The sequence below is a fragment of the Arthrobacter sp. BE255 genome, assembly GCF_031457335.1.
Lineage (GTDB): Bacteria > Actinomycetota > Actinomycetes > Actinomycetales > Micrococcaceae > Arthrobacter.
The window spans coordinates 106,999-121,706 of record NZ_JAVDWK010000007.1; the positions used below are offsets into that span (position 1 = coordinate 106,999).

Annotated in this window: 15 protein-coding genes; 6 read left to right on the plus strand and 9 right to left on the minus strand. The window is 67.0% G+C overall.

The genetic code is table 11. The features are described from left to right. Positions 1-9: 9 nt before the first annotated feature. A complete protein-coding gene (locus tag J2X42_RS13545) occupies positions 10-537 on the minus strand; it encodes a PaaI family thioesterase (protein WP_310165957.1) in 528 nt (175 codons plus the stop codon). A 139-nt stretch (positions 538-676) separates the two neighbouring features. On the opposite strand from J2X42_RS13545, the gene paaZ reads away from it, so the two are divergent. Next, entirely contained in the window at positions 677-2,785 is a 2,109-nt protein-coding gene (gene paaZ / locus J2X42_RS13550) for a phenylacetic acid degradation bifunctional protein PaaZ (protein ID WP_310165958.1), read from the plus strand. Between the two features lie 26 nt (positions 2,786-2,811). Here the strand turns inward: paaZ and J2X42_RS13555 are convergent, their stop codons facing one another. Further along, positions 2,812-4,191: a glycosyltransferase 87 family protein gene (locus tag J2X42_RS13555; RefSeq protein ID WP_396134081.1), complete on the minus strand. Its 1,380-nt coding sequence runs from the start codon at positions 4,189-4,191 to the stop codon at positions 2,812-2,814. A gap of 248 nt (positions 4,192-4,439) precedes the next feature. Between J2X42_RS13555 and J2X42_RS13560 the strand changes: the two genes are divergently transcribed. Continuing rightward, positions 4,440-4,847: a VOC family protein gene (locus J2X42_RS13560; protein WP_310165960.1), complete on the plus strand. Its 408-nt coding sequence runs from the start codon at positions 4,440-4,442 to the stop codon at positions 4,845-4,847. Between the two features lie 119 nt (positions 4,848-4,966). Here J2X42_RS13560 and J2X42_RS13565 read toward each other — a convergent pair whose 3' ends face one another. The 5 genes from J2X42_RS13565 to J2X42_RS13585 all read right to left on the minus strand — a co-directional run bounded on the left by J2X42_RS13565 (position 4,967) and on the right by J2X42_RS13585 (position 9,007). Continuing rightward, complete coding sequence (locus J2X42_RS13565) at positions 4,967-5,254, minus strand: hypothetical protein (protein WP_310165961.1); 288 nt, start codon at positions 5,252-5,254, stop codon at positions 4,967-4,969. Between the two features lie 36 nt (positions 5,255-5,290). Further along, the gene (locus J2X42_RS13570) at positions 5,291-6,385 is read right to left on the minus strand and encodes a S1C family serine protease (protein ID WP_396134076.1); all 1,095 of its coding nucleotides are present in this window, start codon (positions 6,383-6,385) and stop codon (positions 5,291-5,293) included. A gap of 108 nt (positions 6,386-6,493) precedes the next feature. Next, positions 6,494-7,114 carry a TetR/AcrR family transcriptional regulator gene (locus tag J2X42_RS13575; protein ID WP_310165963.1) on the minus strand — a complete coding sequence of 207 codons (621 nt, stop codon included), beginning with the start codon at positions 7,112-7,114 and terminating at the stop codon, positions 6,494-6,496. Positions 7,115-7,168: 54 nt separating this feature from the next. Beyond that, positions 7,169-8,530: a phenylacetate--CoA ligase PaaK gene (gene paaK, locus J2X42_RS13580; RefSeq protein ID WP_310165966.1), complete on the minus strand. Its 1,362-nt coding sequence runs from the start codon at positions 8,528-8,530 to the stop codon at positions 7,169-7,171. 6 nt (positions 8,531-8,536) lie between these two features. Continuing rightward, complete coding sequence (locus tag J2X42_RS13585) at positions 8,537-9,007, minus strand: hotdog fold thioesterase (protein ID WP_310165968.1); 471 nt, start codon at positions 9,005-9,007, stop codon at positions 8,537-8,539. A gap of 255 nt (positions 9,008-9,262) precedes the next feature. Here J2X42_RS13585 and pta point away from each other — a divergent pair, with 255 nt between their 5' ends. Then, positions 9,263-11,341 carry a phosphate acetyltransferase gene (pta, locus tag J2X42_RS13590; RefSeq protein ID WP_310165970.1) on the plus strand — a complete coding sequence of 693 codons (2,079 nt, stop codon included), beginning with the start codon at positions 9,263-9,265 and terminating at the stop codon, positions 11,339-11,341. A 166-nt stretch (positions 11,342-11,507) separates the two neighbouring features. Here pta and J2X42_RS13595 read toward each other — a convergent pair whose 3' ends face one another. After that, positions 11,508-11,762, minus strand: a complete 255-nt coding sequence (locus J2X42_RS13595) for a hypothetical protein (protein WP_310165972.1) — start codon at positions 11,760-11,762, stop codon at positions 11,508-11,510. Positions 11,763-11,857: 95 nt separating this feature from the next. Continuing rightward, entirely contained in the window at positions 11,858-11,980 is a 123-nt protein-coding gene (ykgO, locus tag J2X42_RS13600) for a type B 50S ribosomal protein L36 (RefSeq protein WP_058931424.1), read from the minus strand. A 289-nt stretch (positions 11,981-12,269) separates the two neighbouring features. Between ykgO and J2X42_RS13605 the strand changes: the two genes are divergently transcribed. The 3 genes from J2X42_RS13605 (at position 12,270) to J2X42_RS13615 (ending at position 14,621) form a co-directional block, all read left to right on the plus strand. Then, entirely contained in the window at positions 12,270-13,427 is a 1,158-nt protein-coding gene (locus tag J2X42_RS13605) for an acetate kinase (RefSeq protein ID WP_310165973.1), read from the plus strand. 58 nt (positions 13,428-13,485) lie between these two features. After that, positions 13,486-14,043 (plus strand): GNAT family protein, encoded by a 558-nt coding sequence (locus J2X42_RS13610; protein ID WP_310165975.1) that lies wholly within the window; start codon positions 13,486-13,488, stop codon positions 14,041-14,043. 107 nt (positions 14,044-14,150) lie between these two features. Then, on the plus strand, positions 14,151-14,621 hold the full coding sequence (locus tag J2X42_RS13615; RefSeq protein ID WP_310165976.1) for an SRPBCC family protein: 471 nt from the start codon (positions 14,151-14,153) through the stop codon (positions 14,619-14,621). The last annotated feature ends 87 nt before the right edge of the window (positions 14,622-14,708 follow it).

Sequence of the window (14,708 nt, forward strand, 5' to 3'; positions counted from 1 at the left end):
AACGCTCTCTCACTTGTCTCCATGGATCTGGCGACGCCCCCGCACGTTTTCGGGTGCAAGCGACGGCAGATCGGCGGAGCGGGGTGCGCGGCTACTTTTCCGGTCCAGCAGCAGGTTGGTGATGCGCATGGTGCAGAGCCGCTGGCCGGCGTCGTTGGTGATCAGGACTTCGTGCGTGGTCAGAGTGCCGCCGAGGTGGATGGGCGTCGCGGTGATGGTGATCTGGCCGTCGCGCGCGGAGCGGTGGTGCGTGGCGGAGACGTCCACGCCCACGGCCGTCTTGCCCATGGTGCTTGCGTGGATGACGGCGGCCCAGGAGCCCACAGCCTCGCCCACCGCCAGGGATGCGCCGCCGTGGAGCAGGGCGAACGACTGCCTGTTGCCCTCCACCGGCATCGTGGCCACCACGCGCTGAACGGATTCCTCCACGATCTTCACGCCCATCTTCTCGTCGAGTTCGCCCAGGGTGATCTTCCAGAGCGCGGCGTCGGCGACCTCCGGGGCTGAGTCGGTGCTGTCCGGGGATGGGGCGGTCATGGGTTCTCCTTTGTGGCATTGCTGGAAGTTCTAGTGTGCGGCACGGGACATTCATGTACTGTAGGTATATTACCGAACGGCCGGTCAGTAATGTTCTGACCGACTTTGTTTGTCCCCGTGTTGGAAGGACCCGTCAACGATGACCACCACCGCAACAGCTGAAGCCACAGTCGACACCGTAGAGACCGTCCCCAGTTTTGTGCAGGACTCCTGGTGGACTCCCGACGCCGGTTCGGCAGCTTCCGCCGTCCCCGTCCGGGATGCGAGCACCGGCGAAGTCCTGGCCAAGGTGAGCACCAACGGACTGGACCTCGCCGCCGTCGTGGATTACGGCCGCACCACCGGCCAGACGGAACTCGGCAAGCTGACGTTCCACCAGCGCGCGCTCAAGCTCAAGGAACTGGCGCAGTACCTGAACGCCCGCCGCGAACACTTCTACACGTTCTCGGCCCAGACCGGCGCCACCAAAATCGACTCGATGATCGACATCGACGGCGGCATCGGCGTCCTCTTCACCTTCGGGTCCAAGGGCCGGCGCGAGCTGCCCAACTCGCAGGTGGTCGTGGACGGCCCCATGGAGGTCCTGTCCAAGGACGGCTCGTTCGTGGGCGAGCACATCTACACCCGCATCCCGGGCGTGGCCGTGCAGATCAACGCGTTCAACTTCCCCGTCTGGGGCATGCTGGAGAAACTCGCCCCCGCCTTCATCGCCGGGGTTCCCACCATCGTCAAGCCCGCCACCCCCACCGGCTATGTGGCCGCGGCCGTGGTGAAGGCGATCATCGAATCCAACATCCTGCCCAAGGGCGCGCTGCAGCTGATCTCCGGCTCGGTCCGCGGCCTCATGGACGTGCTCGACTACCGCGACCTGGTGGCGTTCACCGGGTCCGCATCCACGGCGCTGTCGCTGAAATCGCACCCCAACGTGGTCAAGGGCGGCGTCCGCTTCACCTCCGAGACGGACTCCCTCAACGCCGCCATCCTCGGCCCGGACGCCGTGGAAGGCACACCGGAGTTCGACGCCTTCATCAAGTCCGTGGTCACCGAAATGACCGTCAAGGCCGGGCAGAAGTGCACCTCGATCCGCCGGACCATCGTCCCGCAGGAGCTGGTGCCGGCAGTTTCCGCCGCGATCGGCAAGCGCATCGAGGAGCGGGTGGTCCTTGGTGACCCGCGCGCCGAGGGCGTCACCATGGGCGCCCTGGCGTCCCTGGAGCAGCTCGCCGACGTCCGGGCCGCCGTGCAGTCCATGCTCGACGCCGGCGGTGAGCTGGCGTACGGAACGCTCGATTCGCCGTCGGTCACCTCCGCGGACGGAACCACCGGGGTGGTGGAGGGCGGCGCGTTCATGTCCCCGGTCCTGCTGAGCTGGGCCAACCCGGAAACGGAGGCGATCCACTCGCTGGAGGCCTTCGGTCCCGTCACCTCGGTGATCGGGTACACGGACCTGGCCGACGCCGTCCGCCTCGCCGCCCGCGGCGGCGGCTCGCTGGTGGCCTCGGTCTGCACCAACGATCCCGCGGTGGCGCAGGAACTCGTCATGGGCATCGCGGCCCACCACGGCCGCGTCCTGATGCTTAACCGCGAGGACGCCCGTTCGTCCACCGGGCACGGATCGCCGGTGCCGCACCTGGTCCACGGCGGCCCCGGCCGGGCCGGCGGCGGCGAAGAACTGGGCGGCATCCGCTCGGTCATGCACCACATGCAGCGCACCGCCATCCAGGGGTCGCCCAACATGCTCACCGCCGTCACGGGTGTCTGGCACACGGGCGCCGACCGGAACTTCACTGTGGATTCAGAGGGGGCGCACCCGTTCCGGAAGCCGCTGGCTTCGTTGCGGATCGGTGACGCCGTCCGGTCCGACCTGCGACAGGTCACCCTGGAGGACATCACGGCGTTCGCCAACTCCACCGGGGACACGTTCTACGCGCACACCAACCAGGAGGCAGCGGAAGCCAACCCGTTCTTCCCCGGCATCGTGGCGCACGGCTACCTGCTGCTTGCCTGGGGTGCAGGGCTGTTCGTGGAGCCGGCGCCGGGCCCCGTCCTGGCCAACTACGGGCTGGAGAACCTGCGCTTCATTACCCCTGTTGCCGCCGGGGACTCGATCCGGGTGACCCTCACCGCGAAGAAGATCACCCCGCGCGAGACCGACGAATACGGCGAGGTGGCCTGGGACGCGGTCCTGACCAACCAGAACGACGAAATCGTGGCCACCTACGACGTCCTCACCCTCGTGGAGAAGTAAGTCCCCTCGCCCCAGGGGACGCTCTCTCACTTCCTGCGGGTTTTTCCCGGACGCTCTCTCACTTCCTGCTGCTCCCTCCCGGGGCTCCCCTCGTGGGGGAGCTCCGGGAGGGGGAGCACTGGGTGGGCGGGAACGCCCTTCCCGAGCGCATAGAGCCGCCGCACTGACCAGCACAGCAGCACCACCAGCAGGAGATTGCGGATGGTCAGCACAAGGACCGCAAGGGGATGGCCGTTGCTGAGCGGATTGAACAGCACCGGGAAGACGAAAAAGGTAGCGACGGCGATGATCATCACCAGGGCGGCCGGAACGCGCCATGCCTTCCAGCTGTAGGCCAACCCCACGGCCACGGCGGGACCCAGCCACAGCACGAACTGCGGCGAGCCCACCTTGTTGAACACGACGAAGGCAGTTGCCAGGGTCAGCGAACCCACGAGCAGCAGCTCCGTGCGGTCAGCGCCGCCCCTTTGCTTGCCGTTGTGCAGGGCCCAGAAAATCAGGCCAGCCACCGTGAAAGCGGCCAGGAGAAGCAGCGGCTGCATCAGGACGGACATGAATTCAGTCCCCGGCCCGTCCACCTGCATGGAGCCGATCCCCACGTTCAGGTAGGTCCGCGAACCTTCGACGCCCAGCACTGAAAGCCACACCCACGGCGTGCTGAAGGTGGCTTCAAGCTGCATGCCGCGGTCGCCCTGCAGCGTCAGGAAATTCAGCAGCTTGGGCAGCCAGCCCATCACGACGGCGAGTCCCACCGCCAGTGCCGTGACCGCGATCCCGGCCGCCACCAGCCGCACCCGGTTCCTGCTCACCGCGAACAACGACAGCAGCACCGCGGCCGGCCAGACCTTGATCCAGGTGCCCACGCTGAGGAGCACAGCGGCGACGAAGGGTGCCGACACACCAAAGGCCAGGGCGACGAGGACAACCGGGGCCGTCACCCCATCAACGCGTGAGAACCCTACGAAGCCCAGCGCCGAGAGGAACAGCAGCCACCACCAGGCTGCCCTGATCGCATGGTGATCCCGGCCCCACCTGGTCAGCTTGGCCAAGGCAAGGCCGTTGAGCAGCGCGACCATGAGGACCCATCCGGTGAAATACAGCTTGGGTCCGACGACCCCGGCCAACGCCATGGGCACCACTGCCAGGATGGGATACACCGAAGCACTGGGGCCGCCGGTGGGATTCTCGCTGCTGAAGCCGGAAATCATCCAGTCGCGGTAAATGGCAGTATCGCCGAGGGCTGCCCCCCGCAACGAAAAGGCCAGGGAAAAAGCGAGGAAGGCCAGGTGGATGACCAGGTAGCCCCAGAGCAGGCCGGCGCGCGAATTCAAGGCCCGTTCCCACCGTGCCGGGACCACCCGTGACCGGAGCCGGGAGAGTTTGCTGAAGATCAGGTCAGTGGAGATGGGACTACCTCGAAACTGGCATGCTGGCTGTGCTGGGCATAGTGGCCAGTTTCTCACGAATGGCCGGGGGCGCGTCGTGCAGGTACTGCGAGAGGGTCCTGGATTTAGCGACAGGTACTGCGAGAGGGTCCTGGATTTAGCGACAGGTACTGCGAGAGGGTCCGGGATTAAGCGACAGGTACTGCGAGAGGGTCCGGGGTCTTTCCGGGCCGCTGAGGCGTAAAATTTCCTCCGTAGGAGGTGGCGAAATGAACCTAGCCCTGAACACAGCCACAACCATCCTGCCAGTCGATGATGCAGCACGCGCCCGGAGTTTCTACACCGAAAAACTCGGACTCCCGCACCACGGAATGACAGACGATGGAAGCGAATTACTCGGTAGCGACGGCGGCCCGATGCTGCAGTTGATGCCGGTCTCGGACGGAAAGCACTCCGCCCACACCGCCCTCAGCTTCGAGGTGCGCGACATTGAGCGGATCGTTCAGGACATGGAAGCCAAGGGCGTCCGGTTCCAGGATTATGACCTGCCCAACCTGAAGACGGAGAACCACATCTGTACCACGGACTCCGAGAAGTGCGCCTGGTTCATGGACACGGAGCACAACATCCTCTGCGTCCACGAAACCCTGGGAACGCAGATGGAGTACCAGCTCTGACCTGAATACTGTGCCGCCTGAATACAGGCCCGGCAACGGCCGCAGGAGGGGCGTCCCAGCGAACGGGGACTCCCCTCCTGCCTGGTTATCCTGCAGGCGCCAACGTGCCGGCGCGGCGTCTAGGATTCAGCGCCGCCGTGGATGCCATTGTCGCTGCTGTCATCAGACGGGCCGGTGCCGGTATCGGTCAGGTCCATGTTGCCGCGCGCTTCCTCCATGGTGGGTCCGCCCCGAGGCACGCTGTACGTGTCCGGGCGGACTCCGTGTGACTGCTCCTCGATCAGTGCCTGCTCCTCGCTGAAGCGGATGGCGTTCGCCTCGTCGCCCGCGTCGCCCTGGATGTCCTCCCGAAGACTGGAGGGGTCGGGAACAACAAAGCCGGGATCCGGTTCCTTGTGGTGCGTCATGACTAACCTTTCCTTTGTTGGGATGAGCGTGTGGAATTAGCGGCTGGCCGGCCGTTCGGAAAGTTGGGCTTTTACATCCAGGCTCTCGTTGCCGCGCTTGACCGTGAATCCCACGGTGTCGCCCGGGTTGCGTTTCCTGAGCTCGGCAAGCAGTTGCTCGGGGCTGTCCAACCGCACGCCCTCCATGGACTCCAGGACATCGCCCGGGCGGATTCCGGCGGCCCCGGCCGGCCCGTCGTCGGCAACGGAAAGGACGACGACGCCGGAGTTGGCGTCGGTGCCCAGCTGCTCGGCAATCTGCCGGGTCAAGTCGCCCGGCGTGAGCCCGAGATAGGCGTGCTCGGCGGTGCCGTCCGCAAGCAGCTCTTCGGCCACTTCTACGGCGGTGGCCGCCGGAATCGCGAAGCCCAGTGCCACCGCACCGGACGACGGCGGGATGTAGGCCTCGCTGATGCCGATGATCTCGCCGCGCATGTTAATCACGGCCCCGCCGGAGTTGCCCGGGCTGATGGGCGCGTCGGTCTGGATCAGGTCCACCAGGGACAGGCTGTCCTGGGCCGACCCGGGAATGGACCGGTGCAGGCCAGAAATGATGCCCGCGGTGGCAGTGTTCTCAAAACCCAGGGGCGAACCCAGAACAACGGCTCCTTCCCCGACCTTGGGAAGCGTGGTCTGGTAAGTGGGTTTGGGCAAGCCGGTGCGCTCCGCCTGCACCAGGGCAAGGTCTGTAACCGGGTCGGTCGCCTTGACCGTGCCGGACACGCGCTGGCCGTCCGCGAAGGCCACCTCCACCTTGGTTTGGCCGCGGATGACGTGCTCGTTGGTGAGGATCAGGCCGTCCTCGGAGTAGACCACGCCGCTGCCCAGCCCGTCCTCGGTGAAGATGGTGACCACGGAGGGGGAGAGGTTTTCCACGATCTCCGTGATCGGGGTGGACGCGTCCGGGCCGGCGCTCTGCTCAGGGGATGCTGAGGTGGAGGACCGCGCGGCCGTTGTGGCGGTGGACGGAGTAGGCGAGGGCGACGGCGACGTGCAGGCACCCAGTGACAGTCCTGCAGCGACCAGCAAGGGCAGAAGCGCGGCGTTGCAGCGCAGGGAACGGTGGCCGGTGGTACTGGCATGCGGCTTCAAGGAAAACCTCCCCGGGGACGCTGGATTCCTTCCACCGTAGCCGGGGAACGGCAGTAATACCAAGCACCCTTATCATCTGACCTGTCCCGGACAGATTTGCCCGGGGTGCTAGGCCTGCGCGTGGAGCCCGTCGAACGCGATGGTGATGACGTCGTCGGCCAGCTTTTCAGGTGAGAGCGAGCCGCCCGGTTTGTACCATTCCACGATCGAGTTGATGGTGCCGAACAGCAGCCGCGTCACGGTCCGCGGGTCGATGTCCTGCCGCAGCGAGCCTTCGTCCCGGGCAGCGGAGATCAGTTCCGCCACCTTGTGGTCGAAGGCGCGCCGCCGTTCCAGGGCGTCGCGTTCGATCTCCGTGTTGCCCCGCAGCCGCAGCAGCAGCGTGACGAACGGCAGCCGGTCCACCAGCACCGCCACGGTCTGCCGGAGCACAAATTCCAGCCGTGCGTCGGCGGCCCCGGACTTCGCTTCGGGGCGCTCCAGGATGGCCTCCAGGCCGCCCAGTGCGTGGTCCAGGGCGAGCTTCAGGAGGTCGCCCTTGGACGGCACGTGGTGGTAGATCGCCGACTTGGAGATGCCCAGGTTCTCGGCCAGGATGCCCATGGACGTGGCGTCATAGCCGTGCCGGTTGAAAACGTCGACGGCGATGACCAGGACCGACTGCTGGTCATAGCCGGGACGGCCGCGCTTGGTGGGGGCTTCGGGGCTGGATACTTCGCTGCTGGGCATAGTGGCTAGTTTCTCATGAACGGTCGGTCAGTCGGTGCAGGCCGGGACGGCAGGTCAGCCCTTCGGCCGCAGGTCGTAGATCCGGCGCAGCTTGCCGTTGGACCGCTCCAGCGACCCCGGCTCCACCACGTCCACGGCGCACGAAGAACCGACGTGGATCTTGATTTGTTCCTTCAGGGCGCGCGCCGCCGTCGCGCTCTGCTCAGGGGTGACGGCGTCCCGGCGTTCGATCCGGACGGTCAGCTGGTCCATCCGCTGGCCTTCCGGGCGGGTGAGTTCGAGCTGGAAGTGCGGGCTCAGTTCGGGGATCCGCAGCGCGATTTCCTCGATCTGGGACGGGAATAGGTTCACGCCGCGGAGGATGATCATGTCGTCACTGCGGCCGGTTATCCGGCCCATCCGGCGGTGCGCGGGGCGTGCGGTGCCGGGCAGCAGGCGGGTGAGGTCCTTGGTGCGGTACCGGATGATCGGCAGCGCCTCCTTGGTGAGCGACGTGAACACGAGTTCGCCGTGTTCGCCGTCGCGCAGCACGTTCTCCTTGCCCACCACGGGGTTGAAGGCGTCGATGATTTCGGGGCGGAAGTGGTCCTCCCAGATGTGGCTGCCGTCCTGCGTCTCCACTGCCTCGCCGGCGACGCCCGGGCCCATCACCTCGGACAGGCCGTAGATGTCGCAGGCCTTGATGTTCATGGTGACCTCAAGCTCGTGCCGCATCTCCTGGGTCCACGGCTCGGCGCCCAGGACGGCGTACTTGAGCGATGTGGAGGCGGGGTCGATGCCCATGTGCGCCATGGCGTCGGCGATGGTCAGCAGGTACGTGGGCGTGGCCAGGATGGCGTCGGGCCGGAAGTCCTGGATGAGCTGGATCTGGCGTTCGGTCTGGCCGCCGGACATCGGGATCACGGTGCAGCCGAGTGCTTCGGCGCCGGCGTGCGCGCCCAGCCCGCCGGTGAACAGGCCGTAGCCGTAGGCGTTGTGGACCTTCATCCCGGGCCGGACGCCGGAGGCGCGCAGCGAGCGGGCCACGAGCTTGGCCCAGTCGGCCAGGTCCTGCTTGGTGTAGCCGACGACGGTGGGCCGGCCCGTGGTGCCGGAGCTGGCGTGCACGCGGGCTACTTCGCTCTGCGGCACCGCGAACATGCCGAACGGGTACTCCGCGCGCAGGTCTTCCTTGGTGGTGAACGGGAAATTGCCGAGGTCGGCCAGTTCGCGCAGGTCGGTGGGGTGGATGCCGGCGTCGTCGAACTTGCGCTTGTACAGCGGCACCCGGTCGTAGGCGTAGGCCAGGGTGTGCTGCAGGCGGCTGAGCTGGAGGGCCTCGAGCTCGTCGCGGGAGATGGTTTCCTCGTAGTCCAGGACGGCGTCGGTGGCGGTGGTTGGCTGGGAGGTGGGTGTTTCGGGGGCGTGGAGGGTCATGGTTTCCTACTTCTTGGGGATGGTTCGGCTGCGTCCGCGGAACTCGGCAATGAGTTCGCCCGGGGTGCCGGAACTGGGTTCGGAACCGGGCGGCGCGGCGTCGGCGGCGAAAATCTGGATGTCGTAGAGCCCGCTGCGGCCCGCGCTGGAACGGCGGTCCGCGACGGCGGTGATCACCTGGCCCCGGTAGGCCGGCTTGAGGAAGTTGATGTCGACGCCGGCGGCAACCGTGATGCTGTCCGCGTCGCCGGGGCCGGGGTTGACCGGGTTGCAGGCGAGGGCGAAGGCGGTATCGGCGAAGGCGAAGATCATTCCGCCGTGGGCCATGCCGAAGCCGTTGAGCATTTCCTGCCGCAGCGTCATGCGGATGGTGGCGTGGCCGTCGCTGAGTGCGAGGACCTTGATGCCCATCCATTCGGAGGCGTAGTCGTTTTCCAGGATGGGGTGGGTCGCCCCGGAGAGTGTTGCTTCAGCCATGCGTCATTGCCTCCAGCTTTATTTACCGAATGTTCATTAGGTAATCCCATGGAGGGGGTCGGTGTCAAGGGTGGGGCGGTGGCGCAGGGCCGTTCTGGCCCAGTTTTCCGCGCCGCGAGCCGAGATTTGGCCGGTCCCTCCGGGCCACGCTTTCCAAATCTGGGCCGGATCGGACGACGGCGGGCACGCACCTCAGGCGGAAGTGACAGGATGGGATAACCGGCAGCTCCAAACCAGCACAGCAAAGGGCGGACCATGGCCAAAGGCATTTACGTCAGCGCAACCACTCCCGGCTCGGGCAAATCGCTCGTGGCCCTGGGGCTGGCGGACACGCTGCACCGGCACGCGGACCGGATCGGCTTCTTCAAGCCCGTAGTCCACGGCCCGGACGCGGCGGACGACCCCATGGTGACCCTGATGAAGGCACGCTTCCAGCTCGACGACGACCGGTGCCGCGGCGGCCTGACCGGCACCGAAGTGCGGGCCCTGCTCGCCGAAGGCAGGCGCGCCGACATCGATGCCCGCTGCGTGGAGATCTTCGCCGAAATGTCCAGGCACTGCGACGTGGTGATCGTGGAGGGGACCGACCTCACCGGCCAGGACTCCGCCGTCGAATTTGACCTCAACGCCCGCCTGGCCAACAACCTCAGTGCCCCCGTGGTGGCCGTGGTGGGCGCGAAGGGGCTGAGCGTCGCCGAGGCGGGGGCCGCCGTCGAGGTTGCCCGCAAGGAACTGACCGCCGAACAGTGCACGCTGCTGGCCATCATGGTGAACCGGGCCGACCCGGACCTGGTGGACGAAATTGCGGCCGCGGTGAAGCTGGGCGCATCCGGCCGACCCGTGTACGTCCTGCCGGAGCTCGACGAGATCGCCCGGCCCACTACCGGCGAGGTGGCCGCGGCCCTTGGCGTGCGGCAGATCGCCGGCCGCGCCGACATGGAGCGCGACGTCAAGGACATCAAGGTGGCGGCCATGAACGTGGGCAACTTCCTGAACGTGCTGGACGAGGGCGCGCTGGTGATTGTGCCGGGGGACCGGGCGGACGTGATGGTGGCGTGCCTGGCGTCGTCGTTCTCGCCGGAGTTCCCGGTTCCGTCCGCGCTGATCCTCACGGGCGGCCTGGCGCCGGACGCCAACATCTACCCGCTGCTGGCACAGGCACCGTTCCCCGTCTTTGCCGCGGCGCAGGACACCTACACCACCGCCAAGCGCGTGTCCGAGGTGCGCAGCGAGATCTGGTCGGGGCACCGCCGCAAGGTGGCCTCGGCGCTGGGCCTGTGGTCGCGGCGCGTGGACGAAGTGGAGCTGGTGGAGCGGCTGCACCTGCCGCGGGCCGAGCGGATGACGCCGCTGCGGTTCCTGCACGACCTGATCGAACGGGCCAGGGCGGAGCGCCGCCATGTGGTGCTGCCGGAGGGGACGGACGTGCGGATCCTGCGGGCCGCCGAGATCCTGCACCGCCGCGACGTCTGCGACCTGACCCTCCTGGGCCGGGAAACCGACGTCCGCGAGCTGGCCGCTGCACGGGGCATCGACCTCTCCGGGATCAACATCGTGGACCCGGCCACCTCGGAGCTGCGGCAGGGCTTCGCGGAAAAGTACGCCGAGCTGCGGGCGCACAAAGGCGTGGACCTGGCCAAGGCGCTGGAGATCATGCAGGACGGCAGCTACTTCGGCACCATGATGGTCCAGCTGGGCGTGGTGGACGGCATGGTGTCCGGCGCCGCGCACACCACCGCCCACACCATCCGGCCCGCGCTGGAATTCGTGAAGACCCGCGACGACGTCAAGATCGTGTCCTCGGTGTTCCTGATGCTGATGCCGGACCGGGTGCTCGTGTACGGCGACTGCGCCGTCAACCCCGACCCCAACGTGGAGCAGCTCGCGGACATTGCCTTGGCCTCGGCCGAAACCGCCGTGCAGTTCGGGGTGGAGCCGCGCGTGGCCATGCTGTCCTACTCCACCGGCGGCTCCGGGTCCGGGGAGGCCGTGGACGAAGTCCGGCAGGCCACCGAACTGGTGCGCGAACGCCGCCCGGACCTCGCCGTCGAAGGCCCCATCCAGTACGACGCCGCCGTGGACGCCTCGATCGCTGAGTCCAAGATGCCCGGGTCCTCGGTGGCCGGGCAGGCCACGGTGTTCATCTTCCCGGACCTCAACACGGGCAACAACACGTACAAGGCCGTGCAGCAGAGCTCCGGGGCGGTGGCCGTCGGGCCCGTGCTGCAGGGACTGCGGAAGCCAGTCAACGACCTCTCCCGCGGCTGCACCGTGGAGGACATCGTCAACACCGTGGCCATCACGGCCATCCAGGCGCAGGCTCCGGTCACGTAGTAGCGGCGAGGGAGGACAGCAACGCGGGGTCACTAAATGCCTCTTTCGGAGGCATTATTGGGCATTGACTGACCCCGCGTTGAGGTTGGGGGCTACAGGCTCAAGCGTGCGACGGCGGCACCCGGGCGGGTGCCGTCGACCGTTTCAGCGGTGCCGGTCAGCTGTTCTATGGTTTGGCCACGCTGTCCGGGTCCTCCTGCTTGGCCGGCTCGTCGGACAGGCCCTCGGGTGTGAGGTCCAGGTTTTCGGGATCCTTTGGCTGCTCCGCGGCGTCGCCCAGCTCCTCTGCCTTGGGGTTCCCGGTGTCGTCCAGCGCGGGGTTGGCGCCTTCGACGCCGGTGGGATCCTTGGTGCCTGACCCGGTGCTGCCGGAGTCGCCGCCGGGCCCTGTGTTGTCTGGCTGAGTGGTGCCGTTCGTCATGGAAGTCCCTCTCTGCGTGGTGCTGCGTGTCCGCCGACTCTAGGCGCCTGCCGCTGCCAACGCAACGGCAGGCGCGCGGCGAGTCGGGCTGCAGCCTAGCCCTGGCGGGCCTTCATCCGCGGGTTCTTTTTGTTGATGACAAAGGTGCGGCCCCGGCGTCGGACGATCTGCGCGCCGGGAACCTTCTTCAAGGCGCGGAGGGAGTTTCTGACTTTCATGGTGGTGCTCCTTTTTGTTGGGATTGGGTCAGTTTGAGTACGGGGCCAGGTGCTGCGCGGGGCCTTGGGGGTTCGCGGCCGCCATGGCCTCGCAGGCCTGCTGGCGGCACAGGGCCTCCAGGGAGCTGATCACAGTGAGATGATGCCGATCATTCTAATGAGAATAGTTCTCAAATACAAAACGGAAGGCTGGCTACTAAAGTGGGCAGTGCGGAGCGCTGCGCCAGGCTCCGGCGTGACGCCTACCGCTGCCCCGGCAGCATCCCGAAGCAAGGCTCAGGAGGCCCCAGTGCTCGTGCTTGTCATCAATTCCGGCTCGTCCTCGCTCAAGTACCAGGTCCGCGATGTGGCGGCGGGCAGTGTGCTGACCGAAGGGCTGATCGAAAAGATCGGCATGGGCAACGGCGGCGACGGGGACGGCGAAATCGAGGGCCCGCGGGACCATGCGGAGGCGCTGGAACAGGTGGACGCCGCCATCCACGCCGAGCTCGGCGACCTCGAACTCGCAGCAGTCGGGCACCGCGTGGTGCACGGCGGCGAGCGGTTCGCCGAGCCCGTGCTGATCGACAACGAAATCACCCGAGCCATCGAGCGGCTCAACCCGCTGGCGCCGCTGCACAACCCCGCGAACGTGCTGGGCATCCGGGCCATCAGCAGGAAGTGGCCGGACCTGCCCCAGGTGGCCGTGTTCGACACAGCCTTCCACCGCACCCTCCCGGAGCACGCCTGGCGCTACGCGGTGCCGGACGAGCTCTATACCAACCACGGGATCCGCCGCTACGGCTTCCACGGCACCTCGCACGAGTACGTGACGCACCGGGCCGCCGCGTTGCTGGACCTGCCGGTGGAGGAGTTCGACGGCGTGATCGCCCACCTGGGGAACGGCGCCTCGGTCACGGCCATCCGGGGCGGAAAATCCGTGGACACGTCCATGGGCTTCACCCCGCTGGAGGGCCTCGTTATGGGCACCCGCTCCGGCGACCTCGATCCGTCCATCCTGGTGTTCCTCGGCAGGGCGGGCTGGACGCCGGAGGACATCGACACCATGCTCAACCGCGAATCAGGCCTGAAGGGGCTTGCCGGCAACAACGACATGCGCTCGGTGGTGGAGGCGTCCGAGGCCGGTGATGCCCGGGCTGCAACGGCGCTCGCGGTCACGTCCTACCGGCTGGCCAAGTACATCGGCGGCTACCACGTGGCCGTCGGGGGAGCCAAAGCCCTGGTGTTCACGGCCGGCATCGGCGAGAACTCGCACCAGTTCCGTGCCCTGGTGGCGGAGAAGCTGGGTGCGCTCGGGATAGAGCTCGACGCCGGCCTGAACAGCCAGCGGGCCAAGGAACCGCGGGTGATTTCCACGCCGGAGTCCGCCATCCCCGTCCTCGTGGTTCCCACCGACGAGGAACGCGCCATCGCAGAGGCGACTGCCGCCGTCGTCGGCTCCCGGTGACCGTGCCTGTCCGTCCTGTGATCGAGCCTGCCGAGATCCCATGAAATACGCTCACACCATGCCTGAGATTCCGCTGCCCCTCCGCACCGAGCGGCTGGTCCTGCGCCGCTTCGACGGCAAGGACCTTGACGCGTTCCACGCGTACCATTCGATGCCTGAGACTGCCCGGTTCCTGCCTGGGCCGGCCAAAAGCTACACGCAGTCCATGGAGCGGGTGGGCCGATACGCCAACTTCGTGTTCGAGAAGGAGGGCGACTGGGTGTGCCTGGCCATCGAGGTCAAGGGGCAGCCGGGCCTGATGGGCGAGGTGGTGCTGAAATGGCTGCCGGGCCGTGGACAGGGCGAAGTTGGCTGGACCCTGGCCCCGGCAGCGCGCGGCAAGGGCTACGGCACCGAAGCGGCGGCGGCCGTGCTGGACCTGGGGTTCGGCGAACTTGGCTTCCACCGGATCGAGGCGCGGCTGGATGCCCTCAACACGGCGTCGGCCGGGCTCTGCGAGCGGCTGGGCATGAGGCTGGAAGGCCGCCACGTGGACAAATGGCATTACAAAGGCCAGTGGGCCACGGAGCTGATCTATGCGGTCCTTGAGGACGAATGGCGAACCCGGCCTCGGTGATCGCCCGCCGGCTCTTGACGGCCTAATGCCTCCGGGCCACACTGGCGCTGTGCCTGGACTGCCGGCCAAGCCGGGCCGGCGACAGGTGTGTCCAAGGAGAGCCTCCCATGCCCGTCGTAGAAGAAAGTGTCCACATTGCCCGTCCTCCGCAGGACGTCTTCAATTTCGTGTCGAAGAACGAAAACATTCCGGTCTGGGACTCGTCGGTCCTGCACGCGGAGACCATCGGCGGTGTTCCCGAGGCGCTGGGCATCCGTGCCCAGGGCGCCAGCAAGGTCATGGGAAGGAAGTTCGACTGGAAAGCGGAAATAACGGAATACGAGCCCCCGGGCCGCATCGTCTCCCGCTCGGTGGACGGTCCGCTGGAATTCACCATCACCACCACCCTTGAGCCTGAAGGCGACGGGACCCGGCTCAACTACAGGATCGACGCAGCATCCGGCCTCGGCGGTGTTTTCGGGAAACTTGCCGACCGGCTGGTTGAGAAAGCCCAGGCCAGGACAGTCCGCGCCAACCTTGAGACGTTGGCGGAACTGCTGGCAGAGCATCCGGAGCTGGGCACCAAAGAGTCAGCATGATTGGTTTCCGGGGTCACTGGCCCGGGGAAACCTCAAAGCGCTTGCCAGGTGGCTGGCAGAGCACCCGCAGGCCTGAGCGGCCCTGGC